This is a genomic window from Acinetobacter sp. V91_7 (assembly GCF_031799075.1).
Taxonomy (GTDB): domain Bacteria; phylum Pseudomonadota; class Gammaproteobacteria; order Pseudomonadales; family Moraxellaceae; genus Acinetobacter; species Acinetobacter calcoaceticus.
The window spans coordinates 60,825-86,395 of the sequence record NZ_JAVQNT010000040.1 but is presented as its reverse complement, the minus strand read 5'-3'; the positions used below and the strand labels follow the sequence as shown (position 1 = coordinate 86,395).

Here is a 25,571-nt window from a genome sequence, read left to right as displayed (position 1 = left end):
GTATTTTCCATGCAGAATCTTCCCATTATTGCTGTGCTCTATATGATTCTGTCGATGGTCTCATATCAAATTAGTGCTTCATTTGCTAAGCAGCTCATTGCAATATTAGACCCTCTGACCGTTACAATTTTAAGGCTGAGCTTTGCAACGGTTATTGTCGCTATCATGTTCCGCTCATGGAAAATCTGGTCACGTTTACCCTATTTAAAATGGCGTGATTTATTGATGTACTGCGCATCTTTAGGTCTCATGAATATTTTATTTTATACGTCGCTTGGAAAATTACCTCAAGGGATTGCAGTTGGCTTAGAATTTATTGGCCCACTAGGTCTTGCTCTACTCTCTATTAAACAAAAGAGTGACTACATTTGGGTAGCACTTGCGATGTTAGGCATTGCACTGATGGTACCTTGGCAAGACCCAACGCAACACCACTTTTCCTATGTAGGTGCTGCATGTGCGCTAGGTGCTGGATTTTGCTGGGCCTTCTATATTTATTTTGGTCAGAAAGTTGTGACCCAGAATATCGGTATGCATGCTTTAACCATCGGAATTGGATTATCTGCACTGACCTTGCTACCCATTGGCATCTGGCATAATGCTCCAGCATTACTTGAAACCCAGTACTGGGGTAAAGCATTACTTATTGCTATTTTAGCGACTGCTATTCCATACGCTCTTGATTTGATGGCACTCAAACAACTTAATAAATTAACTTACGGTACCCTCACAAGTTTAGCACCAGCATTGGCAGCATTAACGGGTTTCTTATTACTTCACGAAGAAATCAGCATGCTGCAATGGGTGGCTTTAGCTTGTGTAATGCTAGCGTCGATTGGGGTTACTTTAAGAAGTACTAAAAAAGTAGCGTAGTTAAATACTATTGCTGCTTTTTATACTTTTTATATTCCTTTAAATATTTATTACCAAGCGTTTCTTTTTCACTGTCTTTAAGAATTTTTCCCGCCTGTTGGAAAAATTTATGCTCTTCTTCTTTTAAATGGTGATGGACTTTTTCACTCAACTGTTTGGCGGTCGCTAACCAGCTTGGACTACTCATATCTGTTTTTTCGAGCTGTTCGACCAACTCATCCATTTCATGGTGCTCAGATAAAGCATGCCTCGTAATATCTAAACCGACATCATCAAACATTAAAGGGATATATAAATAACGGTCTTCGGCAACAGAATGAGCATAAAGTTCATTTTTTAATGCATCAAATAATTCTTTTCTTTCTTCGGTTAAACCATGTGTCTGAACTAATTGTTCAGAAAGGTTTCGTTGATTTTCATGGCTTTCTCTTAATGCTTCGAAAATATTCATTCTCTTCCTCATTTTTTAGCTAAAAAATCTTTTTTATTTCAAGGTTTATCATACGTTGAAATTTATAATGTTTAAGTAGCTTAAAATGAGACTATTTTTTACACAGTTTTCTTTCTAGTAAACTTCTGTAATGATTTTTATATTTCTAATTTTAAATGATACATAATAGTATGAACTGCATTTTAGGGACAGCCCATACTTTTAATCTTATTTAACCCGTAACAAACATCTGATAGCCCAAACGGCAAATCAGAATACTCACCAAAATTAAAAAGATAATACGAACAAATCCACTACCGTATTTAAGCGCGGTACGTACCCCAACAACAGAACCAAGCACGTTTGCAACAGCCATCATTAAACCAATATGCAAAATCGCGTGACCTGTCGGAATGAGGAAACTCAAGGCAGCTAAGTTCGTCATAAAGTTACCGATTTTTGACAAAGCTGAAGCATGCAAGAAATCAACTTGTAAAAAACGGATAAAGAAGAAGATAAAGAAACTTCCCGTTCCCGGTCCAAAAATACCGTCATAAAAACCAATCGCTAAACTACCTATAGCGGCTAAAATCAGCATTTTATTGGTAATTTTTTGCTCAGTGTGAACCTGTCCGAAGTTCTTTTTAACTAGCGTATAAACGGCAATCACAATCAACATCACGAACACGAAAGGACGTAATACCGATTGAGGAATAAGCGATAGACAAGCTGCTCCAGCAAAAGAGCTAATCAGAGCACAAATGGCAATAACTGCTAAGAGCTTCCATTGCAATTTTACTTTTTTAGCAAATGTATAAGCTGCCGATGCCGTACCAAAAATGGATGAGACTTTATTGGTACCAATCACCGTAGCAGTCGACATGTTAGGAAAAGTGCTCATGATCCCGGGAATCTGGATGAGTCCACCGCCCCCCACAGCAGCATCAATTGCTCCCGCAGTAAACGCAAAAAAGATCAAACTCAGGATAACATCCCATTCCATACCCATGCTCTATACTCTATAGCTACTACAAATTTAAGATACGCTTAGGTACCAACCGTTTTTTATCGGTAATCTCAGCTAAGCCTAAACAGCGCTCACCCGAAAAAACCAAAACTTCTGCTTCTGCAGAATGCTCAATATTGCTTTCTAAACCATTGCAAAAATATTTTTCACGCCCTTCAGGCACCTGAATTTTTAAGAAATGTCCAACTGGAGCATAAACTGGAAGTAACAAAGCTTCTCTTTGCTCTTCTGTTAAGCTCTCTAAATATTCAATGGTATAACTTGGAATGAGCTCAAAATGTCCCGTTTGAGTCCGGTTTAGCATCGTTAAATGCCCACCACAACCAAGTGCTTCGCCAATATCTTCACCTAATACACGAATGTATGTTCCTTTAGAACAAGTTACATCCAGAGTGATACTATTTTCGGTAAATTCAATGAGCTCCAAGGCATAAATCGTGATGGGACGTGCTTCACGCTCAATCTCAATACCTTGTCGGGCAAGCTCATATAACGGCCTACCTTCTTTTTTCAAAGCAGAGTACATTGGGGGAATTTGTTGAATATCACCTCTAAATTTTTCTAAGGTTTGTTCAATAAGCTCTTGGTTCAGAACAGGAACAGGGCGTTCTTGTAAAATCTCCCCTTCCACATCACCTGTCGTTGTGGTTTGCCCCAATCGAACAGTGGTTTGGTAGCGCTTTGTTGAGTCCAGCAAATAATGTGAGAACTTGGTGGCCTCTCCTAAACAAATAGGAAGCAACCCTGTCGCCAAAGGATCTAAAGCTCCAGTATGACCTGCTTTTTGAGCGCGATATAACCAACGCACTTTTTGCAAAGCCGCATTTGAGCTGAGCCCTAATGGTTTATTTAATAGAAATACACCACTGATATGGCGACGAGAAATTTTTTGATTTTTTGTCGTCATTTTTACTGGAACACAAAGCTAGAAAAAAGTGCCGACATGTTAGCAAATTCGGCAAGATATTTTCACAATATTTAGGTGCCTTTTCACTTATTTTATGGCACATTAATAATCGAGTAAAAAAACAACAAATTAAAACTTAAGGAAGATATCTTTATGCAAGGGATGCAGAAGAAGGTATTGTGGTGTGTGCTCGGATTTTTTATTTTGAGCCTCATTGCATGTGTATATTGGTTAAGTCCTGACTCAAAAAACACATCAGCTCAGATGAGTGAAAATAAAGGTCAAAATTTAGCATCATCTCCTCATACAGATCATCCATCGCTAAACGAAGATACGTACCATAGTAGAAGTCAGCAAGACACCGAAGTTAACTGCCAGTTAAAAATTGATAGTTCTCAATATTTGGTCGTGAATAGTCAAACCCGCGACTGCTTTGAATATTTTATTACTCAATATGGCGAAAATGATTTAGAACAAATCAAAATTCACTTTGGGAAATTTATTCAAGGACAATATCTAGAGCCAGCTCGCTCACAGATTATGGACTTATGGACCCGTTATTTAAAATATCGTGAACAGCTTGCCCAAATCCAAGCACCTTCAGTAAAGCAACAAGATAAAAATTATTTTCAAAAGATTTTTAATTCGATCCAAGATATAAGAAAACGCTTTTTTTCTACTTCTGAAATTGAAGGACTCTTCTCTAGCGAAGATATCTATCAGAACTATACGCTAGATCGAATGCAGATACTTGAGGACTCTTCTTTAAGTGAAATTGAAAAAGCACGAAAGCTTAAAGAGCGTTTTGAAGAACTTCCAGAAGACTGGCAACACAACCTACAAGAACTCTCCAAACTTGATGATTTACATACACTGACCAAACAAATTAAAGCACGCGATGGTTCAGCAGAAGAACTTCGGCAAATGCGTACAGCACTTGTTGGAGCTGAGGCGACTCAAAGATTAGAAACTTTAGATACACAACGGAATGCTTGGCAACAAAGAGTCACCAGTTACCTCGATGGTCGAGATGAAATTATTAAAAGTAACATGAGTGATAGCGCCAAAAACCAAGCGATTCAGCAGTTACGTCAACAACAATTCAATTCATCACAAGAACAACTAAGACTTCGAACTTTTGAAACGGTCCATGATCAGGGAGGTGAACTGCCATTTAGTTACTAAGCCTTTCCTTTTTTGGGAACTGGCTAACATTCACTAGCAGTAAGAAGCTGCTTTTCATACAAAATAAAAATAGTGAGTAAAAAATGAAAAGGAAGTTAATGTTTTTCTGCGCTGCAATGCTCTCAGGACTGAGTATTTCAGCGGCCCATGCAACAAATGCTGAACAAGTTAAAAGCTCGTTCGTATATTCATCTTACGCACAAACAAAATATCCACTGGTTTTTAACCACGGTATGGCAGGCTTTAGCCGAGTTGGAACAGATACGCTTGGTCTTGATTATTGGTACCAAATTCTTCCTGATCTTGCCCGTAATGGAGGAAATGTCTGGGCAACAAGAGTCTCACCATTTAACTCAACAGAAGTGCGTGGAGAACAACTTGCACAGCAAGTTGAAGAGATTATTGCCATTACTGGCAAACCTAAAGTCAACTTAATCGGTCATAGCCACGGGGGGCCAACAATTCGCTATGTGGCTGGTATCATGCCAGAAAAAGTGGCATCACTCACAACGATTGGCGCACCTCATAAGGGATCACCAATGGCAGATGTCATCCTGAATGTTGAGGGTACTCCTCTTGCAGGCGTGGCAACTTTAGTAAACTGGTTTTCAGCAGCAATTACTTGGGCAGGAGGTCTAGATCCGACAAGTTATCCGCACGACTCTTTAGCAGGTGCTCATAGCTTATCAACTAAAGGTTCAGCTCAGTTTAATGCTCAATTTCCTATAGGTATGCCAACTACTTCTTGTGGTGAGGGGGCATATCAAGACAAAGGCATTTATATGTATTCTTTCTCAGGAAATAAAGCTCTGACTAATCCACTAGACCCATTTGATATTGCCCTTACAGGCAGTAGTCTAGTAGTCGATCTGTTTGGTGATAATGATGGGCTTGTTTCACGATGCAGCGCTAAATTTGGTAAAACCATCCGTGATGATTACAACTGGAATCATTTAGATGAAGTGAACCAAGTACTAGGAATACGTTCTATTTTTGCTTCAGATCCTGTCTCGGTTTACCGTCAACATGCAAACCGTTTAAAACTACAAGGACTATAATTTTCAAACAAAAAAATGCGCCAAAAGGCGCATTTTTTTACTCGGTATAAGCTTACGCTTTACGAGCTGGTAATTTTTCACGAATACGTGCAGCTTTACCAGACAACTCACGGAGGTAGTAAAGTTTAGCACGACGAACGTCACCACGACGTTTCACTTCGATTTTAGCAACAACTGGTGAGTGAGTTTGGAATACACGCTCAACACCAACACCGCTAGAAATTTTACGAACTGTAAATGCAGAGTTTAAACCACGGTTTTTCTTCGCGATTACAACACCTTCAAATGCCTGAAGACGCTCACGCTCACCTTCTTTTACTTTAACTTGGACAATAACAGTGTCGCCAGGAGCAAAAGCAGGGATATCAGTTTTTAACTGTGCATTTTCAATAATTTGAACTAAAGGATGTTTACCACTCATTGTGGGAATCTCCAATATGTGCGGAGTCAGAAGAGGTCTGAGGTTCCGCTGGGGATAGAGGCTAAAGCGCATATCAACCCGTTTATCTTTCCCTTTATGACAATATGTCTATAAAGAGCCTTAGAATATACATAAAACTATTCATTAAATAGAATCATGCTTTAACTCGAAGCACTGCTTCTCGTATTTTTGCAGAACTTTCGTTCCTGAGAATAGCGGTTAAGAATTACCACCACTCCCTTGCGCATCTTTTAGCCACTTTTTCTGCTGCTTATTCAACTCTACTTTTTCAGCCAACTCTGGTCGACGTTCTAAAGTTCGTTGATACCGCTGCAAAAAGCGCCATTTTTCGATATTGCCATGATGTCCAGATTTTAAAACTTCTGGTACATCCTGCCCCTCAAAATGGTCTGGCTTTGTATATTGTGGACAATCTAAAAGACCATCAACAAAAGAATCTTGTACTGCTGACTGTTCATCTGACATTACATTCGGCAAACGGCGAATAATACTGTCAAGTAACACCATAGCGGGCAGTTCACCACCAGATAAAACATAATCACCAATTGACCATTCCTGATCAACATATTGCTGGATCAAACGTTCATCCACCCCTTCATAACGTCCACACAGTACAATTAAGCCGTCGTAATCAACAAACTGCTGTACTGCCTGTTCATTTAAGGTTTTGCCTTGTGGAGACATATACACTACAGGAACATGAACATATCCTGCTTGTGAGGCAAGCTGTTTAGCATGATTAATTGCTTTCGCCAAAGGCTCAGCCATCATCACCATTCCAGGGCCACCACCAAATGGACGTTCATCCACTCTTCTATAGTTTCCCTCAGCAAAATCACGTGGATTAATACAAGTAACTTGTACAATATCCCGTTTTGCCGCACGTCCGCTGATGCCGTAGGCTGTAATCGCTTCAAACATTTCAGGAAAAAGCGTAATGACTGCAAAAAACATCACAGACTCCTCTATTTTCCTGCTGTATTAATCCTAAAAGGATTAATAATCTACGCCCCAATTGACGTAAATACGACCAGCTTCAAGATCAACACGTTGTACTACATCTTTATGCCAAGGAATCATGCGTTCTTCTGAATCAATACTGTCTGGGGTAGCATGCACCACCATCACATCATTGGCTCCAGTTTCAAACAACTCATGAATTTTACCTAAGTTTACTTCCTGTTCTTCATCATCCAGACCTAACACTGTTAAGCCTTTTAAATCTGACCAATAGTACTCATCTACATCTGCTTTTGGCAGTTGAGACTTAGCAACCCAGATATTAGCGCCAACCAAGTTTTCTGCTCCAGTGCGATCACTCACACCTTTCAAAGCAACAACTAGACCTTTGCCATGTGGTTTCCAACGTTTTACATCTATTGTTTGCCAACCGGCCTTGGTCTCAATGTACCAAGGCAGGTAGTCAAACATATTGCTCATGGGTTCTGTATTTGAATACACCCAGAGCCACCCATTCAATCCATAAGCTGAACGTAACTGTCCAATCTGAATACGATCTTCGGGAACATTCTTTGTTGATGTCATGGGTTACCTACTACAAAAAAATTATGCAGTAGCTTTTTTAGCTTGAGCAGCTAAAGAAGCAACACGTTCAGAAGGTTGAGCACCTTGAGAAACCCAATGAGCAAAACGGTCTGCATCTAAACGAAGTTTTTCTGCTTGACCTTGTGCAGTCGGGTTAAAGAAACCGATACGCTCGATGAAACGACCATCACGTGCATTGCGGCTATCAGTCACAACGATTTGATAGAATGGACGTTTTTTTGCGCCGCCACGTGCTAAACGAATAACAACCATGATAAAAGCCTTATAATTCTTACGGATTATCCCTGCGCCGACCATCGGCAACACTTCAAACCCCTTTCATAGAGGGCAACATTCTACGTGATTTTCACCATGAAAGAAAGATTAAATTTTGAGTTATCCGCAGTTTTGAATTTAAAACTACTGTAGCCAATTTGATGTAGCAGATAACGCACAATCAGTTGCAGCTTTTTCCCAAAACTTTTGCCCTTGATCATTAAGACAAATGATCCCATCACTGGCCTGAGAAGTAGTAGAAATAGGTGTAGCTGTTAATACCCAACTTGAATCAGTTATGTTAGCAAAAGCCAATTTATATAAGGCCTGGCCTTGTTGAGGACTTACACTAGAACCATAAATCGATGTAATAGTCGCATTCGATGGGTAACGATTGTGAACTATTTTTTCTGATTCTAATGTTTGGGCAATATTCATCATTTCAGATTGAACAGCTGTACGATGTCCTTTACGTAAATATTGCAAATATGAAGGTGTAGCTATAGCTGCTAAAATTGCAATTATCGCTACTACAATCATAAGTTCTATTAAGGTAAAACCATTCTTCATTGCCAATTCTCACTATTTGTTTCACATACATTGCAAGTGACTGTTCCACCACAGTCATTATCAACAGCCGTAGCTGTTAAACTTTGGCAACGCAAACCTGAATTTTTAGCAATAAAATTAAAATTTTTTGAATCTGTAGTTGTCGCTTTAATGACCCATGTCTGCCCATTTGCAGCACCATTCGTCAATAAATTTCCTGCTGTTGTGTCATCACTAATTTCAATCGTATAACCACCCCGTGGCAACGTTACAGATGTGGTGGTAAATCCTCTATAGGTAAAATTCTTGGATTTATGCCGTTCCAATTGTTCTGCCAATTTTAGAATTTCACCTTTAGCAGCAGAGGCAGTCGCTCTACGGTTATAACTTTGATATGAAGGGATAGCAATCGAGGCAAAAATAGCGACAATCACTATGACAACCATGAGTTCAATCAAGGTAACACCCTGATTAAACCGCAGAATATAGTATTTATTCATAAGTCATCCCTTAGCGATAACGCTCATACCAACGCGTAGGAACTAAATGACTGGTACATTGCCACTGTCCAGTTCCTTGCTCATTACCAGACAATTTTAACTTCCCACAACTATTTGTAGCTGGTGGGTTATCCTCAGTTGGTACAAATGTCACGCTACGAATACCTGAGCCAATGACGTTTTTATTACATTCAGAAACTCCTGCTGGGCAGTTACCACCTGTTTGTGTTTGAAACCCGCTAGGATCTTCTTTATTCTGATCAATGGATCCATCAGAATTAAGACAGGCTCCAAATGGTAAACAGTAAGTCTGCTGATCCGTTTCACCTACCACACGTGGTAAACATGGGTCTGCCGCCACAATGCCTGTTCCCTGCGGGTCATAAACAGGCACAATTAAAGTCCCCGTAATTGCCATTGGCTCTTCAAAAGCTTTTAGTCCACCTTTAATACGGAAACTATTATTGGCTTTCTCTGTACCACCGCTCGTACTAGAAAGTGAACGATACCAACCACCTTGGCCCGTCCCCGTATTTGGAAAGAAAATTTGTGCTACTCGTGTTTCTCCAGATCGTAAAATTTGTGGATTTTTTCTAAGAGCCGATCGAGTAATATCTTTTGTTTCAAGTTGGCTATCAGTTAAAGACATTAGATTCTTTTTAATAAAGTCTTTGTCGATAATTCCATAGACATTATTTACAGGACGTCCGCTTAATGCTGTGCTAGGTGACATACCTTCACGCCCTGTAAGCGGATAAACATCCAATGGGGTACTACGGTCACCTGAAGCAATACCTACAGTAATAAAAGTGCGGATGCCATAATCATGTATGGTAACTGTAGGAGGTTCATAAAAACGCGGCGCATTCCCACCTGTATAATCGTTCGAGCTATCATAAGTGGAATCATTCGTTGCTAAATTGGCTAATCGAACAACTCGAATACCAAAGCTACTATAAGTCGAATTCGTTTTTGTCTGGTTATTATTAAGATCGATACGGAAGACTTGTCCGCCTAAATCACCGAAATATAAATGGTCTACTAAACCATCAGCGTCTCGATCTAATGTACTAATACGACTAACAATACTATGCTTCATATTAGAGTTATCAATATTAGAGCCTGTGTCACTAGTCCACCATAAGCGCTCCCCAGTTTTGGCATCAATAATATAAACAGCATTTCCTTTTGCTTTTCCATTCGTAAAGCAAGAGTCGCTCAAGGTAATATTTGGTTTTTCATAACATTGGTCATAGCCACCACCAACGATCATCACTCGTTTGATAGACCCGTTGTAACGAATATTTGCCAGTACAGGTTTAGACCAACTCTGCCCCATACGACTATAATCAGTTTGGTCTACTCCTACTCTAAAGAGAAGCTTAGGTGAAGCAGGATTTAAGACATTTAAGCCATAATAACTGCTGCCACCCATTCGCATGCCACCATAAATATTCATTTGCTTTGCAGTCACTTTCGAAACTGCAGCACTACCACTTCCTGTGGTAGTAATACTATATGCAGGGTCAGATACCCAAGCCCCATCCATACCGTGAGCAGGAGCTGAGGCATCACTTTGGCCAACAACTAAAGCTTTTGATGCAACGGGATCATTTAATATATCGGCAGGAACGAAAGCCATTTGTTCCACACCAGTTGAAGCATCAACAATATGTAAACCGCCTTCCATCGTTCCATAGAGAATGGATTGCTCTCGAGCAGATGTTAAATTCCCATTTTCATCTAATGTTCCATTATAGGTAAGCTGTACTGGTAAAGAGTGAATACTGCCGCCCATAGATAAATACGGTTCATTCGATGTAACCAAGGAGGAAGGTAAAGTGGCCGCACCAATATCAGTTGAATAACCTAGATAATTTAATATTTTCAATTTCAAGCTAATCGGGAAAGCTTTTAAAATATCTTGTCCAGTTGAGGCATCAAATTTTCCTAAAACATAACTTGCTGTATTAGCAACACTATCAAAAGGATTAGTTCCTTCTAGTGGGGCAGCGGGAATTTTTAGCAAATTAGTTCCAGAAGTCGATATTTTCGTTAAGCTACCATCCGCTGCAACGGCGGAAACATCAGTAAATAAGTTGCGGATTTTACTTTGTACTGCGTAATAATATTTTGTGATATTTCCTTCTTCATCACGTGTTTCATTTTGCCCCACAATTGGTACAGGAACTTTTGCATATGAACCACCTAAAAAGACTTTACCCCCATCGTTATAATTAGAACTATTCCAGTAATCCTTCGTACCCGTTCTAAATGCTCCACTTGCGTTGTAGACTAATCCCCCCGTATTAGCCTCAAAAGCCCCAGCATTTGTTCCTGATAAAACAACATGATATTTCTTTAGATTTCCTCTCCATGTTAAATACGTATTGGCGGGGTTAGGCTCAAAAGCACGTAAATAACCATATTCCTGTAAATTTTTTGGATTTAACGCATCATACGGAACAGAGATTGCACCTGTTGTTAAAGGCTCTAAAGGGACTTTATCTAAATTATTAATAAATGTAATAACACTACTCGTTACCCCTTGCGCACTTTGGGTAGGGAAAAAACCACCATTTCCATAACCAGGCGCAGCGACCGCATTTGTGGTCTGATTCGGTGAACACGCATCATCTCCTTTTCGCTCAGATTGGGTTCTCGAACTTAAACGACAGGCATTCTTTACATCAGAAGAACTTAAACTAGAAAAGTCACTACCAAAACCGACAAATGCTGTTTGAATAGAAACTCCAGCTGGGTTTTTTGTTTTATCAAATAATCTTTTTGCAAATTCCCCCATACAAGCCCAACCAGACTCTGCTGTCGTGTTAGACAAACCTCCAGAACAAGTAAAATTTGCTCCCAAAGTGCTGCCTAGGGCTGTCGACATTACAGTTGCTGAACGTGTATTTGTTGTATTGTTCGGCTCTCCATCTGATAAAAAGTAGATACCTTGCCCATCACAACTCTGGCGATTGGCCACCGCTGGCAAAGGAGATTGGTAAATAGCATTTAAATTAGAGGCATTTCTATCTACAACAATATTCGGGTTGCTGGCTGTATCGTTTGATTTTGATTTTGGGATACCACTATCTGCGTTTGCTGTAGCGTAATTAAAGGTGGTGTAGTAATAAGTATAATCATAATACCGATCAGATGAAGTCTCATAATCTGTTAATGTATTTACTCCAGGATTGAACGTGGTCCAACTACTCCAGCCATTAGAACGGCATGCTTGACTTAAAGTATTAATATCAATTTGTGAAGAATTGGTGCAAGATGAGTATTCAGTTTTATTATCGGATCGCCTTACTCGTTTGATATAGCTTTCTTTACGAATAACATAATCCGTTTCTGAATATGTCGTTGTACCCATCAAATAAGCAGCAGCTTCTGCATAAGCATGTGCTGAAGGTGTTGACCCACCAGCAGATAAATTTGCAACTGCCTGTTTTAATTTATAGCGCTGAGACCCCACCGTATTTAAAGTACTTGCATCTCCTAAAGGAGCAGCAGCCACCAAAATTTGCCCACTTCGACTATCACCATTTGCAGAGAAATTACCTAAGCCCACACGAGTATCATTTAAAACAGGATTATTGCTGGCTAAAAAAGCATTCATACCATTTTTAAGCATAGCCAAGCGATTTTCGTTATAACTATTAGATGTCATACTCCCGGAGGTATCTAACATCATCACAATCGTTTTTTTACCTGCTGTAGGCGATGCATAAATTTGTAAATCACTCGCCTGCACAACGGAGCTTGTGATTAGCCATGTAAAAGCAACCGAACTCGAACAGATGGCATACCATAAATTATTTGGCTTAAAATTCTTCAATTTTAGTTTCACGATATTCCCCGTTATGAACCTGGTGCCGTAATTTGAGTGAGCTTATTGGTATAGTTAAATTCTTGAACTTGAGTACTAAAAGGCACGTTATGATTAGCCAAACACTCCGCCAATGTTTGCTTAGCCGTTAATGCAGTATCAAAATTGTCGCTAATTTTTGCCGAACTCGTGCTTAAGCAATCTCTTTGTAAAGTTTCTATAGAGGTAGATGCATAGACTGGCAAAAAAGCAGTTGTAATCACTCGAATACGTTGTGCAGACAGCATGCTTTTAGGTAGTTGTGTACCTTCAGAGGTGTTTGTTCCCCGTGGTAAATTTGAACCTGGAATATCACTTGCAGCATCTGTTGGAATACTTACGGCAACTTGTGTAACCACCGCTTGGCGATTACTTCCATAGTCACTTGTTAAATCACAAAAACCTGCCACTCCCCCATCTTCGACGACTGCATTATTAGCACTTCCTGCTCGAAGTAAACTTGCACCTCTGGTCTGAGCAAAATTTGTTGATGTAGAAATAGGCTTATAACAAAAGTTGTATTCTGCGCCAGGGTTACTTTCGTGCTCTTTGAGCGCGGCACCAATCACATTAGTAATATTAGTTAAGGTGGTAGGATTCATCTGCACAATGAGTTCTAAAGGTGTGTCAGATGATTGAAAATTTAATTGGCTAACTTGGCTATTAGTAGCAACTTTTAAAGAAACAATAGCTACTCTTATTGCTAAAACACCTACAGAAATAACAACCAATAAAATAATAAGCACAACAATAAGAGTTGCCCCTTTTTCCTTAGATCTACTTTTATGAATTAAATGGGTCATAGACTCTCCCCCATCGCATTGCGTAGAGCAATTGTTACGTTATAAGTGCGGCGTAAGAATCGAGTTGTATTATCAGAAGCATGCACGGTTTGATCTAGCATAAGAAAAGACTGCGCGGGATCTATGGCTTTGTTTTGGGCATTATTAGTAGAGCGCGCTAATACAGATATTTGTATTGAAAGAATTCGTGGCGGCATCACTGATGGTGTAACATCTCGGGCAGCCTGTGCAGCAGCGCGATATTGGGGAATAGTATAATAAGCAAAATTGCCAGCCGCATTTTTTGCACCAAACAACACATGGAAATGGTCAATACGCGGCAATACAATTTGACCAGCGTCGCCCAACCCAGCAATAGTGGTCGGTTGAGCTGTGGCTACAGTAGAGGGAGTATTTGCATCACATGCAAGTGCATAATCTTGCTGGGAACTACCATTACTATCCAGACGTAAAAAATAACGCTCTACAATTAAATCCCCTGCAAGTACATTCACACCTTCGCAATTGGTCATATTAGTAGGAGCAATAAATTGAATATTCAGCTGATCACTTTGCACAGCAGCGTTTGAACTATTCTGTATATTTGAAAGGCCTTTCCAGTGATTACTAACGGTACTTACCGTATCCCCTGCACCACGACTTAATAATGTGTCAGCAATATAAGTATTCGCTCCAACATTAGGGACAAAATTGACGTTGTTATTGTTAGTTGCTGTTGAACCGGTTAATACAATACCTCCCCAAGGTGTGGTATCAGTTAATATTGGGTTGGTCACATTTCCATAATTTAGAAGACGTATATCACGTGCGATATATTCCAAACCAAAAATACCGCTATCTTGTATTTCAGCATTTGCTTTTTGTAGACGGCTGGATAGAAGTCCACCAATAAATAATTGAGTCGCCGCGGCTACTAAAATTAGGCCTAAAGCTAATGCGACCATAAGCTCAATTAATGTAAAGCCTCGTTGCTTCCACGGTACAAATGAGTGAGCCATTAATATGCCTCCATCATTAAACAATTCGAATTATTGACATAAACGCCATTTGTACTCATACAGCTCGACACATCCGCGCTAGTGACTCCTTCATTTGTTGTAATTACTGGAGAGGTTTTTCCCCAAAAAACAAACAGACATTGCCTCTGCTGGGTCATTGTGCTTGTAACCCCAGGGCAATTTGTCATTGTGATTTTCATGCCAAGTTGATCAGCATTTCTTGCTGCTTGATATGCATCAAATTGGGCAAGCTGAGAAGGTGTACAGGCTGTGTTGAAGCATAATGTAGGGGCCGTGGTGGTAGATAAATAATTACTATAACTACGGACAAATGCAGGATATTGACTAGCTTGAGAACTATTTACGCGAATATTTTCCGCTAATCCTCTCATAATCATAATAGCTTGAGACTTACTTAATGCTTCTGAAGAAGCATCCATAGCCCGAACTTGCAAAGCAACATATCCTAAAATTCCTATTGCAAGTAAAATTAAAGCGACCAACACTTCTAATAAACCAACCCCAGCTTGAGCTTTTTGCTTAGAGCTTCGCATCAACATGTCTCCTCAGCTTTAAAAATTAATGTGCCAAGCTTTGTCAAAATAAGAATTTTCTTTTTATTTATTTTTGAATTACAAATAGATAAAAGTGTGTCTTGGGTGATATTGGTTATCACCCCATTCGCATTAAAAGTTAAAGTCGTCGCTGTTAATGAACTTTGCGTACCATCAGCAGCTATATTTTTGAGCTCAAGAGTGTTGTTGGAAGCAATTTTCCAATTCAAAGAAGTTGGTGTATTTGAGGCTGTTGAATTCAGATTAATAGAAACGTCTTGTCGACCAAGTATGGCTTGGCTCTTTGCTTCAGACAAAGTATTGATTAGATCTCGTTGATTTCCATCTAGTCGTTTGCTTTCTAATAAATTCGACATAGACGGCGCAGCCATCATCGCAATAATAGCCATTACTGCAATCGTTACCATGAGCTCAACCAAGGTGAACCCGTCTTGCGGAATAATTCCCCTCATCCCCAGAAACCCCAAATAAACTTAAAAATTTTTATTTATTATTTAAATTTTACGGTTTAGATTTACAAAACAAATACAAAGCAGATAAAGGGTATAAAAAAACAGATAATCGTCACATCAACAATTATCTGTTTTACTATTTTAAAATCAGTATGTTAAATAAGTCACACTTTATGCTTGAGTCACGTGAATGCGTAATTCTTTAGGAAGACTAAAGGTTATGTTCTCTTCACGTCCATCTAATTCTTTAGGTGCTTGCGCTCCCCAGTCTTGTAAACGTTGAATCACTTGCTTAATTAGAATTTCCGGTGCTGAAGCACCCGCTGTCACACCAATTTTGCAAGTATCATTGAACCATGACTGTTCTAACTGATCAGCATTATCTACAAGGTAAGCTGCTTTGCCCATACGCTCTGCAAGCTCGCGTAAACGATTTGAATTTGATGAGTTAGGTGAACCTACGACCAATACAACATCACACTGTTCGGCCAAGTCACGTACAGCATCCTGTCTGTTTTGAGTTGCGTAGCAAATATCGTCTTTACGTGGCCCTTGAATATGAGGAAATTTTGCACGTAAAGCATCAATAACTTTGGCCGTATCATCAATTGATAAAGTTGTTTGAGTTACAAATGCAAGTTTTTCAGGATGTCTTACTGCAAGTGCTGCAACATCCGCTTCATCTTCAACCAGATAAATGTCACCACCTTTTAATTTGTCATATTGACCCATTGTTCCTTCAACTTCTGGGTGCCCTTCATGACCAATTAAAATTGCTTCAGTACCTTCACGCGCATATTTAGTCACTTCAATATGAACTTTGGTAACCAAAGGGCAAGTCGCATCAAATACTTTTAAACCTCGGCGCTCCGCTTCTTGCTGAACAGCTTTTGAAACACCGTGTGCACTAAAAATTACAATTGAGTCATCCGGAACCTGATCTAGTTCATCAACAAAAACTGCCCCTCTTTGACGTAAGTCATCTACCACAAATTTATTGTGTACAACTTCATGACGCACATAAATAGGAGGATTAAAACATTCTAAAGCCCGATTGACGATTGCTATGGCTCGATCAACACCGGCACAAAAACCACGCGGATTAGCTAACACAATTTCCATAACAGCCTCAAAATTAATAAAACAGGGGAATTTCTCTTGAATTTTTGCAATTAAAACTATTCAGTTTAAACGCACGGTACACTACAATAGCGAAGATATTTTATCATATCAGGAAAAATATCATGTCGGGTCTATTGTTTGTCGTTTCTGCTGCATCAGGAACAGGCAAAACATCTTTGGTGAAAGCCCTGCTTGACCGTGTAAGCAATTTACATGTTTCAGTCTCGCATACTACCCGAGGTCAACGTCCTGGTGAGTTAGATGGTGTTCACTATCACTTCACTACAAAAGATGACTTTCTAGACCAAGTAAACCATGAAGGCTTTATCGAATACGCTGAAGTATTTGGTAATTACTATGGCACTTCTCAAGCAACTGTAAAACAACAGTTAGCTCAAGGGCACGATGTTCTACTTGAAATTGATTGGCAAGGTGCAGAGCAAGTACGCAAACTTTTTCCTGAATCCAAGCAAATATTTATTTTACCGCCAACACAGTTTGACTTACGTCAGCGTTTATCTAATCGCGGTACTGACTCAGTTGACGTCATTGAACATCGTTTAAGCTGTGCAGTTGAAGATATGCAGCATTACACGAACTTTGATTACATCATTATTAATGATGATTTTAATAAAGCCTTACATGAGCTTGAAGCTGTGATTACAGCAAACCGTTTAGTGTTATCCCAGCAAGCAAAACGTCATCAAACATTAATTCAAGACTTGATTACTCCTCAACCAAAACAGGAATAACTTGAGTCTGGATCGAAAGCCTTTTATACTGTTTAGTCTGTTCAAATTCACCATTCCAAAACGAGAACTTTTATGGCACGCGTCACCGTTGAAGATTGTTTAGATCATGTAGACAACCGTTTTGAGCTTGTGCTCGTTGCAAGTAAACGTGCTCGTCAATTGGCACGTCAAGGCATGGAGCCAACTGTAGAATGGGATAACGACAAACCGACTGTAGTTTCTTTGCGCGAAATCGCGGCAGGACACGTTACGAAAGAAATTCTTAAACAACGTGAACAAGATTATCAAACTTCTAGTCTTGATCTTGCTCTTTCTACAAACAGCTTGAATTTAGAAGGTTTTTCTTTCTAATTAATTCTGTTTCATAAAAAAACCATCGTTTTTCTGCGGTGGTTTTTTATTTGGCTTTGTCTTGAATTTAAAGATATTGAAAAAAGCAATTATTTTCATTGAAAAAAAAATACACTTTTTCAAATGAAAAAATTGACAAGTTCCGCAATATGCTTTTCATTAAGAAGTAGATAGATTTAGTTTCTCAGCATTAGGAAAAAGGGTGATTTATGCCAGGCGAAGAGGTCAGCCAAGCCAAGCAACAGCTTAAATTGATTATCGACCCTTACTTATCGGTAAGTGAGGTCGAGAAAGTGCTTGCTGCCTGTGATTTTGCCGATCTAGCGCATACTGGCATTACACGTAAAAGTGGTGAACCCTACATTCTGCATCCAATTGCTGTCAGCTGTATTCTTGCGAACATGCGTTTAGATGCTGAAACTTTAATGGCAGCACTTTTGCATGATGTTATTGAAGACACTCAATATACAAAAGAAGATATTACTGAAAAGTTCGGTCTGACAGTTGCCGAGCTGGTTGACGGTGTAACCAAACTTAGCCAGTCAAGTGATAAAGAATATAACAAGGCCGCCTCATTCCGAAAAATCTTGCAAGCGACCCTACAGGACCCACGTGTCATTATTATTAAATTAGCCGATCGCTATCATAATATGACAACTCTAGGTGCTTTACGTCCAGATAAACGCGCCCGTATTGCTCAAGAAACTCTTGATATCTTTGTGCCAATGGCAAGATTAGTCGGCATGAACGAAATGGGCGATAATCTAGAAAATCTTTGTTATCAAAATCTTGATCTTGATATGTTTGATAACGTGCAAAATGCACTACGTCAAACCAAACCAGAGCGATGTAAATATCAAAGTATTTGGGAACAAAACCTCGCTGAACTTCTCCACAACTATCATATTCAAGGCCGCATTAAAAAGAAAAATAACAATATCGAATTATTACGCCATTTCGTTAAAAATGAGATGGATTTACAAGAGCTTACCCATAGCCATGCTTTTGAAATTGTTTTACAAACAATTGCCGACTGTGACCGCCTAGTTGATGCTTTAAGAGAAAATTTCCAAGTCATCCAATATCAAGACCATATCCGTCGTCCACTACCTGGTGGCAATCAATCTTTACTGATTAAACTTAAAGGCGAAAAAACCACACTATCTCTGACTATTCAAACCGAGCTTATGCGTAAAGCTGCCCGCTTTGGGGTAGTGCTCGGTGAAAATGCACCACAAACTTGTCGCTCAGCCATTCAGGCCTCTATGCAAAACCTGAATACGCTTATCGATGGAGAATGTGCAAAAACAACTTTCAATGATTTACTAGATTACTTACATCAAGAAAAAATTTGGGTTTACACACCACATGGTCAACTCCATGAATTACCACAAGGTGCTACCGTAGTTGATTTTGCTTATTCAGCAAGTTTATTTTTAGGTAACCATGCAGTTGGTGCAAAAGTGGATGGTGAGATTAAACCATTATCTACACCGTTAATTAGCGGTCAGGTCATCGAAGTTATTACGGATGTTTTAGCAACACCAAATCCAGACTGGTTAAGCTTTATTAATACGCAAAAAGCCCGTCGTGCTTTACAACATGTTCTTAAAGATCAAGAAATAGAAGAACAGCGTCTTGTCGGTGAGCAAGCACTTTCCCGTGCATTAAAACTTTTCAATCGTTCGATCAGTGATCTCTCTGATGCTGACTGGTTAGATTTACTGCAGTGGCGTCACATCGATAACAAAAATACTTTGTTTGAACAAATTGCGGTTGGTGACTTACTTCCTCAACTTGTGGCTAATCACCTATTTGCTCATGACAAACACCCTCAAGTAGAAAACTCAGATCGACTTATTCAGAGTACTGAAGGTATCGACGTTAAATATGCGCATTGCTGCAATCCAGTTTTAGGTGACCCAATTCAGGGGCACTTAACACGTCGTGGGTTAATTGTGCATCGCATCCGCTGCCATAACTTGCTACATGAACAACATCTACATCCTGAGAATATTATGCCGCTTCAATGGAAAGCAGATGATGTAGATGATGTACGTTTTACCGCCTACCTCGCTATAGATATGGCAATGAATGATGAACAGATATCAGACCTGATCTATCAATGTCGTAAAAATAATGCTGGGGTAGAGATGGTTCATTCAAATGAGCAAAGAACTTTTGTTAATATTGTAGTTAACAACCGTAAACATATTGCAAAAGTCATCCGTGACTTACGTATGCATTATGGTTTCCCGCGTATTGAACGTTTGGATGCTGCTAATCCCCAAATGGAAGTTTCAAAAGTAAGCTAGTCTTTACAAGAGCTATTGGTCAGGTTTATGTTTCTTTAACAAAATCAAACTTTCCAAATCCACTTAATCAATTAAATCGATGATACTTTTGTCCAAACCTATCATCGATTATGATGGAAAGAGATTTAATCAAGGAGAACCAAATGTCCCGCCAAGTGATTCATACTGAAAATGCCCCTGCTGCTATCGGCACATACTCTCAAGCTATTTTAGTAGACAATACGCTATATCTATCAGGGCAGATTGGTTTAGACCCATACAGTATGGAACTTGTAGAAGGTATCGAAGCTCAAATTCGCCGTGTATTTGATAATTTAAAAGCGGTTTGTGAAGCTGCTGGTGGTTCACTTGCAGACATTGCCAAACTTAATATTTTCCTAACGGATTTATCAAATTTCCAACTTGTAAACCAAATTATGGGTGAATATTTTGCTCAACCGTATCCTGCCCGTGCAGCATTAGGTGTAGCTAGTCTACCTAAAAGTGCATTAGTAGAGATGGATGGTATTGTTATTATCAATCAATAAGATACAAAATATTAAACACTCGAAATTAAAAAATATTTAGCTCTAAATTAGGTACCACCCTTGCGTAAAATCTGAACACCACTCAGATTTCCGCTCAGGTGGTATTTTTTTATCCAAAATCCCAATAATAATAAATGAGATTTTAAATGAATTTCATTGACAAACGATAATAATTATCAATAATATCAATTATCGCATTTATATTTGGGGATCACTCCCATGTACGTTTGCTTGTGTCGTGGCATTACCGATCAAGATATTAAAGACGCTGTTGAAAATGGCGCTGAAAGCTATCGCGAAATTCGCGACTTGCTTGATCTCGGTACTTGCTGTGGACGCTGTGCACCAGAAGCACGTGCTATTATTAGTGAAGAATTATCAGAAATCGCTGCTCGTATTTCCGTAGCTGCGTAAAAGAATTATAAACATTTAACCGTATTTATTAGCTCCTCCACCGCTTTTTGCGGAACGTTAATAGTTCCTCATTCAAGCGGTTTTTTTTGGCAGAAAACTTTCCTGTACTAATATTGTGTTGTTTTTGATTGCGATTTTCATTTGCTGTTCCATAAACTACTCGCCATATCCATGATTGTTCACTAAAATGGTTTTATAGATTGCCTTAATTGGATTAAGGCAGAAATTGTTTTGGAGTAGCTACAATGAAAGGCAATCGTGATGTCATTAATCAGCTTAACCAAGTGCTGTATCATCATTTAACTGCAATTAATCAATACTTTTTACATTCACGCATGTTTAATGATTGGGGAATTGAACAGCTAGGTTCTGCCGAATATAAAGAATCAATTCGTCAAATGAAGCATGCAGACAAAATTATTGAACGTATTTTGTTTTTGGAAGGCCTGCCTAATCTTCAGCATTTAGGTAAACTTTACATTGGTCAGCACACCGAAGAAGTCCTACACTGTGACATTCGTAAAGTGAAAGAAAATATAGAGGCGATTCAGCAAGCAGTAGCTTTAGCTGAAACTGAGCAAGACTATGTAACTCGTGATCTCGTTCAAGAAATTTTAGAGAAAGAAGAAGAATATTGGGACTGGTTAGATACTCAGATTGACCTTATCGGCAACGTTGGCATTGAAAATTACATCCAGAGTCAAATGTAATTTCTCATAAAAAAATCCCCTTGAGTACAAGGGGATTTTTTTATTACTTTTCTTTTAATAACTCTGGTAGCGTTATTTTTTGCTTATACAGGTGCTGTAAAATAAATATTTGCTGCTGTGCTTGCTCTACTTTTCCGTTATAAGCCAGCAATTTTACATATTTGCGTAAGTTATATGGAGTAGGTTTATTCTTTACAAAATTTTCCCACTCAACTAAATCAGCCTCAGATAGTATAATTTGGGGATTAAGTTCAATCCATTTTAAACGTTTATCAAACTGTGTTAAAACAAGAATGTTACGGCTTCCCATGAACTCTGCATTTGGACGCTTATTACTGAAAAGCAAATCACTATTCAGAACATAGACATTGTAATCACGTAAAATCGCAATAATAAGCAGTAAACTGACTACCCATATTAAGCGAAAAATTTGCTTATTAAGCACGATGCCTTTGATTACTGGAGTCTGTGCCTGAACAATACCAAGCAAGAAACCGCAGGTAAGTAAGAAATAAGCGTAGCGCTGTGGGAACTCCAACATGGCATGAATAAGCACTGTACACACCATCATAATCGCTATAATCGAAATGGTATCTTTAGCCTGTTGATTTAACCAAAGGAACCAACATGCAAAATAGGCAATGATTACAGTACCTAAAACAATACCATTCCAGATAATCAAATCGAGTAGTACGTTATGGGCACTGGTGGTCCACTCTCCTGTCGGAAAAGCATGGTAAACCGTCATTTGCGCTACACTGGTTTGATTCCAGCCATACCCCAACCAAGGGTGCTGCTGGACTGCAAGCAACATTTGTGACCAGATATTAAATCGTAAATATCCTGAGCTTGCTCGCTCTACCAAAGTACTTGCTTCAGTTACATCTGCGCTTGACCATGCTTCAATTAGGCTTGTTGCGAAGGGTAGAATTATACCTGCAATAACAAAGAAACCAACGCACCATAAAAGACCCTGAATAAATCCAAATCTTTTTTGCTTTCTAAACTGCTTAATTACCCAATAGATGAGCAAAAATGGAAAAACAACCCATGATGTACGTGATTGACTCAATGCAATTGTGAACAGAATAATCAGTGCTGAAGGCAATAACAACCAGATTGTTACTTTGTTCTTTTCATATAAATACAAACACCCTAACAACCCAACAATTAAGAAAGTTGCCATATTATTAGGTTGACCAAAGTTACCATAAGGACGGTTACCGATCAGATGAAGCATATGAACAAAATGTGACTCAATATCTAACCACTGGCAAATTGCAATGAAGCTAGTGGCAACGGATACAATCATTACAAGTAAGCTAAAACCAGAAAAGATTTGATCTCGCTTTTGTTGCTCTAAAGATAGGTTGTAACCTGCCAAGACCATAAACCAAAAACCAAGCAAGTAAAATGAACTCAATAAGGCTGTGCTCAAATCAAAAACTAAACCAAAACCCCACTGCACTATTGGAATTAAAGTAAATGGCAGCAACAATAGTTGTGCTCTAGGAATTTTAATATTTTGCTGAATCAGAGCGGCTAATACGCATAATCCAGCCCCAAAAGCACTCACTTCACTTGAGAACATAACCCAAGGGCTATAGTGAAATGGAGACAACCATGCAAAGCCCAACAGGGTTGCAGCGAGGAATAGGAAGAATACTTGCATAGCGATAGGTTAAAGATCAAAATTTGAGAGAATTATACATGGAAGCCTAAAAAAGAATGTATGAAGTCTCAATGAAAAGGCTTAATAAAATTTACTATAAAAAATTAAGGAATTTGTGAAGCTGGTATCAAGTGCTGTGTACTACCATACTCCCAAAAATTTGGTGCCATCCGTCCGACATAACTCGTACACCCCCAGCAAGTTAGATCTTGTCCTAAATACATTATTGTAATGTATAAGAATAAAGCTCCCCATAAGCTAATAAGTATTTTTGTAACTCCATAAGAATATTTAAAATATTCTTTAGACTGTTGCCGCTGAGAAACAGCAAATGAGATAAATAATACACAAGCAATTTGTGAAGCGGGATAGACCATACTTCCCGAAAACATCGCATCAATTAAAACCGCAGCTACACCAGCTTTTGCAATAGGTAAAACACCCTTATCTATGAACAACCTAACAACTTGATAAATTATCCAAACTAAAAATATAACCCCGACAATTCCCCACTCAAAAATCAATCTTAAATATAGGTTATGCATATGATGTCCATAACCATATTGGATCTTCGCCAGATAACCTCCCCCAACTCCAGACCATGGTGTTGCTTTCCATTGTTCAAATACAAACCTCCACATTTCTGAACGTAAAGATGTTCCTGTACGTAATACCGTCATAGTGTTTTTATCTGCAAGATAAACCACTGCCTTGTGAACCAGAAATGCGAATAGCATATACCCAATAGCTTGTAGAATCAGATTTCGATTTTGCTTAGAAAAAATAAATAAATAAAATAAACCAGTCATTATTGCTAGTAACGCTGACCTTGCACCATCAAACAACCATGCCAAGGTAAAAAAGAACACGGCTACCGGATAAAAGTAATAAATATAAGGATACTGCTTATTTCTCAAAAAAATCAGGAAAAAGAAAATGGGCACTATGACGCTGTCATAGATTCGAATTGTGCCAGAGTTAAATTGCCAGTCAATCCATTGTTTACATAGAATAAAATTAGTGATAGAAATGCAAATAAATAAACAAGGAATAAATGCAGAAAAGATGATTAATGCAATACCATGTTTTATGTTTTCTATATTCTTTAATGTATATATTGAAGCAGACAATATGAATAATAATGCTATCGCCGACCAAAGTTCTTGAAACTGAAAAATATTATAATTGGTTACCTGTATAGAAATTAATATACCGATAAAGGAAAAAATAATTTGAGTAAAGATCGAGTATTCTATTTTTTTTGTGAAAATTAAAATTAATAAAGCATATATCGCTAAAGGAAACTGTAGTAGCCGAAGCTCATCATATTGGAAAACTGACCATTCAATTTGATACCCCAATAAGGCTGCAATAAGATAAATGCCTATTAATAGGAATAGTATATTATTTTTTAACATTTTTATTTTCTTCAATAAAAAAAGAGAGGTAGCAACCTCTCTTTAATAATCAGGTTAATTACGAACCACGGCAGTTTGCAGGAACATATTTAGCATTGTCAGCCTTATCAACTTTACAAACCCAAGTAATTTGATTTGTTGGTACAGTACCCGCTTTAAGCGCCGTACCACCCTCTTTACCATCAAATGGAGTTAAAGTTAAAGTTAAAGCTTTTGCTTTAGCTGTATATTTAATGTCAATTTTACCAGTTGTTGCATCTGATGTAATAGACTCAACATTTTCAGTTGCACTAAAATTAGGAACTCCTAAAATTAAACTAGAGGCTCCATTTCCGGCATTCTCTGCAATTACAGTTTTATAAGAAGATGCTAAATTTAAACCTTCTGTCACTTTAGAACGAACTATATAATCCTGATAAGCAGGAATCGCAATTGCCGCCAAAATCCCGATAATCGCAACAACGATCATAAGTTCAATTAATGTAAAACCTTTTTGTGCATTCATAGCCTTTTTCCCCAAAGATTGTATGTATGTTTTTATATAAGCTTTTTTAGCTATCAACTATAATGCAGAAACCATGCCAACTTTTATTTTATTTATAAAACAAAAACTTATATTAATTCTTAAATTTTCTAAATATAAAATCACTGTAAATAACTGACAAAAATTGTCATATATCTTTTCACTACAACACATCACACATCAAAAAAAGTAAACCAAACTTATCAAATTTTATATTTGTTTTTGTGAACAAATTCTCTTTAAAAATAAATAAATAGGTGACATTTTTTGTCA

Annotated in this window: 27 protein-coding genes and 1 pseudogene; 10 read left to right on the top strand and 18 right to left on the bottom strand. The window is 38.4% G+C overall.

Annotated elements, in window-relative coordinates; translation table 11 throughout:
* The first annotated feature begins 9 nt into the window (after nt 1-9).
* Nucleotides 10-873 (top strand): DMT family transporter, encoded by an 864-nt coding sequence (locus RMB03_RS13260; protein WP_003653764.1) that lies wholly within the window; start codon nt 10-12, stop codon nt 871-873.
* Nucleotides 874-880: 7 nt separating this feature from the next.
* Here the strand turns inward: RMB03_RS13260 and RMB03_RS13255 are convergent, their stop codons facing one another.
* From RMB03_RS13255 to truB, 3 genes are all read right to left on the bottom strand, one after another.
* The gene (locus RMB03_RS13255) at nt 881-1,324 is read right to left on the bottom strand and encodes a hemerythrin domain-containing protein (protein ID WP_003653765.1); all 444 of its coding nucleotides are present in this window, start codon (nt 1,322-1,324) and stop codon (nt 881-883) included.
* A gap of 211 nt (nt 1,325-1,535) precedes the next feature.
* Complete coding sequence (locus RMB03_RS13250; RefSeq protein WP_005301047.1) at nt 1,536-2,312, bottom strand: TSUP family transporter; 777 nt, start codon at nt 2,310-2,312, stop codon at nt 1,536-1,538.
* 19 nt (nt 2,313-2,331) lie between these two features.
* Nucleotides 2,332-3,237, bottom strand: a complete 906-nt coding sequence (truB, locus tag RMB03_RS13245) for a tRNA pseudouridine(55) synthase TruB (RefSeq protein WP_311076564.1) — start codon at nt 3,235-3,237, stop codon at nt 2,332-2,334.
* A 153-nt stretch (nt 3,238-3,390) separates the two neighbouring features.
* Here truB and RMB03_RS13240 point away from each other — a divergent pair, with 153 nt between their 5' ends.
* Both RMB03_RS13240 and RMB03_RS13235 read left to right on the top strand, forming a co-directional pair.
* On the top strand, nt 3,391-4,422 hold the full coding sequence (locus RMB03_RS13240; RefSeq protein WP_311076563.1) for a lipase secretion chaperone: 1,032 nt from the start codon (nt 3,391-3,393) through the stop codon (nt 4,420-4,422).
* Between the two features lie 116 nt (nt 4,423-4,538).
* Entirely contained in the window at nt 4,539-5,480 is a 942-nt protein-coding gene (locus RMB03_RS13235) for a triacylglycerol lipase (protein WP_311076593.1), read from the top strand.
* A gap of 52 nt (nt 5,481-5,532) precedes the next feature.
* On the opposite strand, the gene rplS is transcribed toward RMB03_RS13235, so the two are convergent.
* The 12 genes from rplS to ispH form a co-directional block, all read right to left on the bottom strand.
* On the bottom strand, nt 5,533-5,901 hold the full coding sequence (gene rplS / locus RMB03_RS13230) for a 50S ribosomal protein L19 (protein WP_231762436.1): 369 nt from the start codon (nt 5,899-5,901) through the stop codon (nt 5,533-5,535).
* 219 nt (nt 5,902-6,120) lie between these two features.
* Nucleotides 6,121-6,876, bottom strand: a complete 756-nt coding sequence (trmD, locus tag RMB03_RS13225) for a tRNA (guanosine(37)-N1)-methyltransferase TrmD (protein ID WP_311076562.1) — start codon at nt 6,874-6,876, stop codon at nt 6,121-6,123.
* Nucleotides 6,877-6,918: 42 nt separating this feature from the next.
* Nucleotides 6,919-7,467: a ribosome maturation factor RimM gene (gene rimM, locus RMB03_RS13220; RefSeq protein WP_311076561.1), complete on the bottom strand. Its 549-nt coding sequence runs from the start codon at nt 7,465-7,467 to the stop codon at nt 6,919-6,921.
* Between the two features lie 21 nt (nt 7,468-7,488).
* Complete coding sequence (rpsP, locus tag RMB03_RS13215) at nt 7,489-7,740, bottom strand: 30S ribosomal protein S16 (protein WP_000260334.1); 252 nt, start codon at nt 7,738-7,740, stop codon at nt 7,489-7,491.
* Between the two features lie 147 nt (nt 7,741-7,887).
* Nucleotides 7,888-8,313 (bottom strand): type IV pilin protein, encoded by a 426-nt coding sequence (locus tag RMB03_RS13210; RefSeq protein WP_311076560.1) that lies wholly within the window; start codon nt 8,311-8,313, stop codon nt 7,888-7,890.
* On the bottom strand, nt 8,310-8,792 hold the full coding sequence (locus tag RMB03_RS13205) for a type IV pilin protein (protein WP_209831817.1): 483 nt from the start codon (nt 8,790-8,792) through the stop codon (nt 8,310-8,312). The genes RMB03_RS13210 and RMB03_RS13205 overlap by 4 nt, the downstream gene beginning before the upstream one ends.
* A gap of 10 nt (nt 8,793-8,802) precedes the next feature.
* Entirely contained in the window at nt 8,803-12,648 is a 3,846-nt protein-coding gene (locus tag RMB03_RS13200) for a PilC/PilY family type IV pilus protein (protein WP_311076559.1), read from the bottom strand.
* An 11-nt stretch (nt 12,649-12,659) separates the two neighbouring features.
* On the bottom strand, nt 12,660-13,469 hold the full coding sequence (locus tag RMB03_RS13195; RefSeq protein WP_205468452.1) for a PilX N-terminal domain-containing pilus assembly protein: 810 nt from the start codon (nt 13,467-13,469) through the stop codon (nt 12,660-12,662).
* Nucleotides 13,466-14,467 (bottom strand): PilW family protein, encoded by a 1,002-nt coding sequence (locus RMB03_RS13190; RefSeq protein WP_311076558.1) that lies wholly within the window; start codon nt 14,465-14,467, stop codon nt 13,466-13,468. Before RMB03_RS13190 ends, RMB03_RS13195 begins: the two co-directional genes overlap by 4 nt.
* Nucleotides 14,467-15,027, bottom strand: a complete 561-nt coding sequence (gene pilV / locus RMB03_RS13185) for a type IV pilus modification protein PilV (protein WP_311076557.1) — start codon at nt 15,025-15,027, stop codon at nt 14,467-14,469. Before pilV ends, RMB03_RS13190 begins: the two co-directional genes overlap by 1 nt.
* The gene (locus tag RMB03_RS13180) at nt 15,021-15,494 is read right to left on the bottom strand and encodes a Tfp pilus assembly protein FimT/FimU (protein WP_003653780.1); all 474 of its coding nucleotides are present in this window, start codon (nt 15,492-15,494) and stop codon (nt 15,021-15,023) included. The genes pilV and RMB03_RS13180 overlap by 7 nt, the downstream gene beginning before the upstream one ends.
* Before the next feature lie 171 nt (nt 15,495-15,665).
* On the bottom strand, nt 15,666-16,616 hold the full coding sequence (ispH, locus tag RMB03_RS13175) for a 4-hydroxy-3-methylbut-2-enyl diphosphate reductase (RefSeq protein WP_003653781.1): 951 nt from the start codon (nt 16,614-16,616) through the stop codon (nt 15,666-15,668).
* Nucleotides 16,617-16,738: 122 nt separating this feature from the next.
* On the opposite strand from ispH, the gene gmk reads away from it, so the two are divergent.
* The 7 genes and pseudogenes from gmk to bfr all read left to right on the top strand — a co-directional run bounded on the left by gmk (nt 16,739) and on the right by bfr (nt 21,685).
* A complete protein-coding gene (gene gmk, locus RMB03_RS13170) occupies nt 16,739-17,368 on the top strand; it encodes a guanylate kinase (protein WP_003653783.1) in 630 nt (209 codons plus the stop codon).
* A gap of 72 nt (nt 17,369-17,440) precedes the next feature.
* Entirely contained in the window at nt 17,441-17,719 is a 279-nt protein-coding gene (gene rpoZ / locus RMB03_RS13165) for a DNA-directed RNA polymerase subunit omega (RefSeq protein WP_002116990.1), read from the top strand.
* 80 nt (nt 17,720-17,799) lie between these two features.
* Nucleotides 17,800-17,889: pseudogene (locus tag RMB03_RS13160) on the top strand (hypothetical protein); the annotation flags it as partial.
* Between the two features lie 39 nt (nt 17,890-17,928).
* A complete protein-coding gene (locus RMB03_RS13155; protein ID WP_309951696.1) occupies nt 17,929-20,034 on the top strand; it encodes an HD domain-containing protein in 2,106 nt (701 codons plus the stop codon).
* A gap of 143 nt (nt 20,035-20,177) precedes the next feature.
* On the top strand, nt 20,178-20,561 hold the full coding sequence (locus tag RMB03_RS13150) for a RidA family protein (protein WP_311076556.1): 384 nt from the start codon (nt 20,178-20,180) through the stop codon (nt 20,559-20,561).
* A gap of 219 nt (nt 20,562-20,780) precedes the next feature.
* Nucleotides 20,781-20,975: a bacterioferritin-associated ferredoxin gene (locus tag RMB03_RS13145; RefSeq protein WP_004639703.1), complete on the top strand. Its 195-nt coding sequence runs from the start codon at nt 20,781-20,783 to the stop codon at nt 20,973-20,975.
* Between the two features lie 245 nt (nt 20,976-21,220).
* Complete coding sequence (gene bfr, locus RMB03_RS13140) at nt 21,221-21,685, top strand: bacterioferritin (protein ID WP_005038304.1); 465 nt, start codon at nt 21,221-21,223, stop codon at nt 21,683-21,685.
* A 43-nt stretch (nt 21,686-21,728) separates the two neighbouring features.
* Here the strand turns inward: bfr and RMB03_RS13135 are convergent, their stop codons facing one another.
* From RMB03_RS13135 to RMB03_RS13125, 3 genes are all read right to left on the bottom strand, one after another.
* Nucleotides 21,729-23,357, bottom strand: a complete 1,629-nt coding sequence (locus tag RMB03_RS13135) for a Wzy polymerase domain-containing protein (protein ID WP_311076555.1) — start codon at nt 23,355-23,357, stop codon at nt 21,729-21,731.
* A gap of 104 nt (nt 23,358-23,461) precedes the next feature.
* Entirely contained in the window at nt 23,462-24,775 is a 1,314-nt protein-coding gene (locus tag RMB03_RS13130) for an O-antigen ligase family protein (protein ID WP_311076554.1), read from the bottom strand.
* A 58-nt stretch (nt 24,776-24,833) separates the two neighbouring features.
* A complete protein-coding gene (locus tag RMB03_RS13125; protein ID WP_311076553.1) occupies nt 24,834-25,280 on the bottom strand; it encodes a pilin in 447 nt (148 codons plus the stop codon).
* Nucleotides 25,281-25,571: the final 291 nt, after the last annotated feature.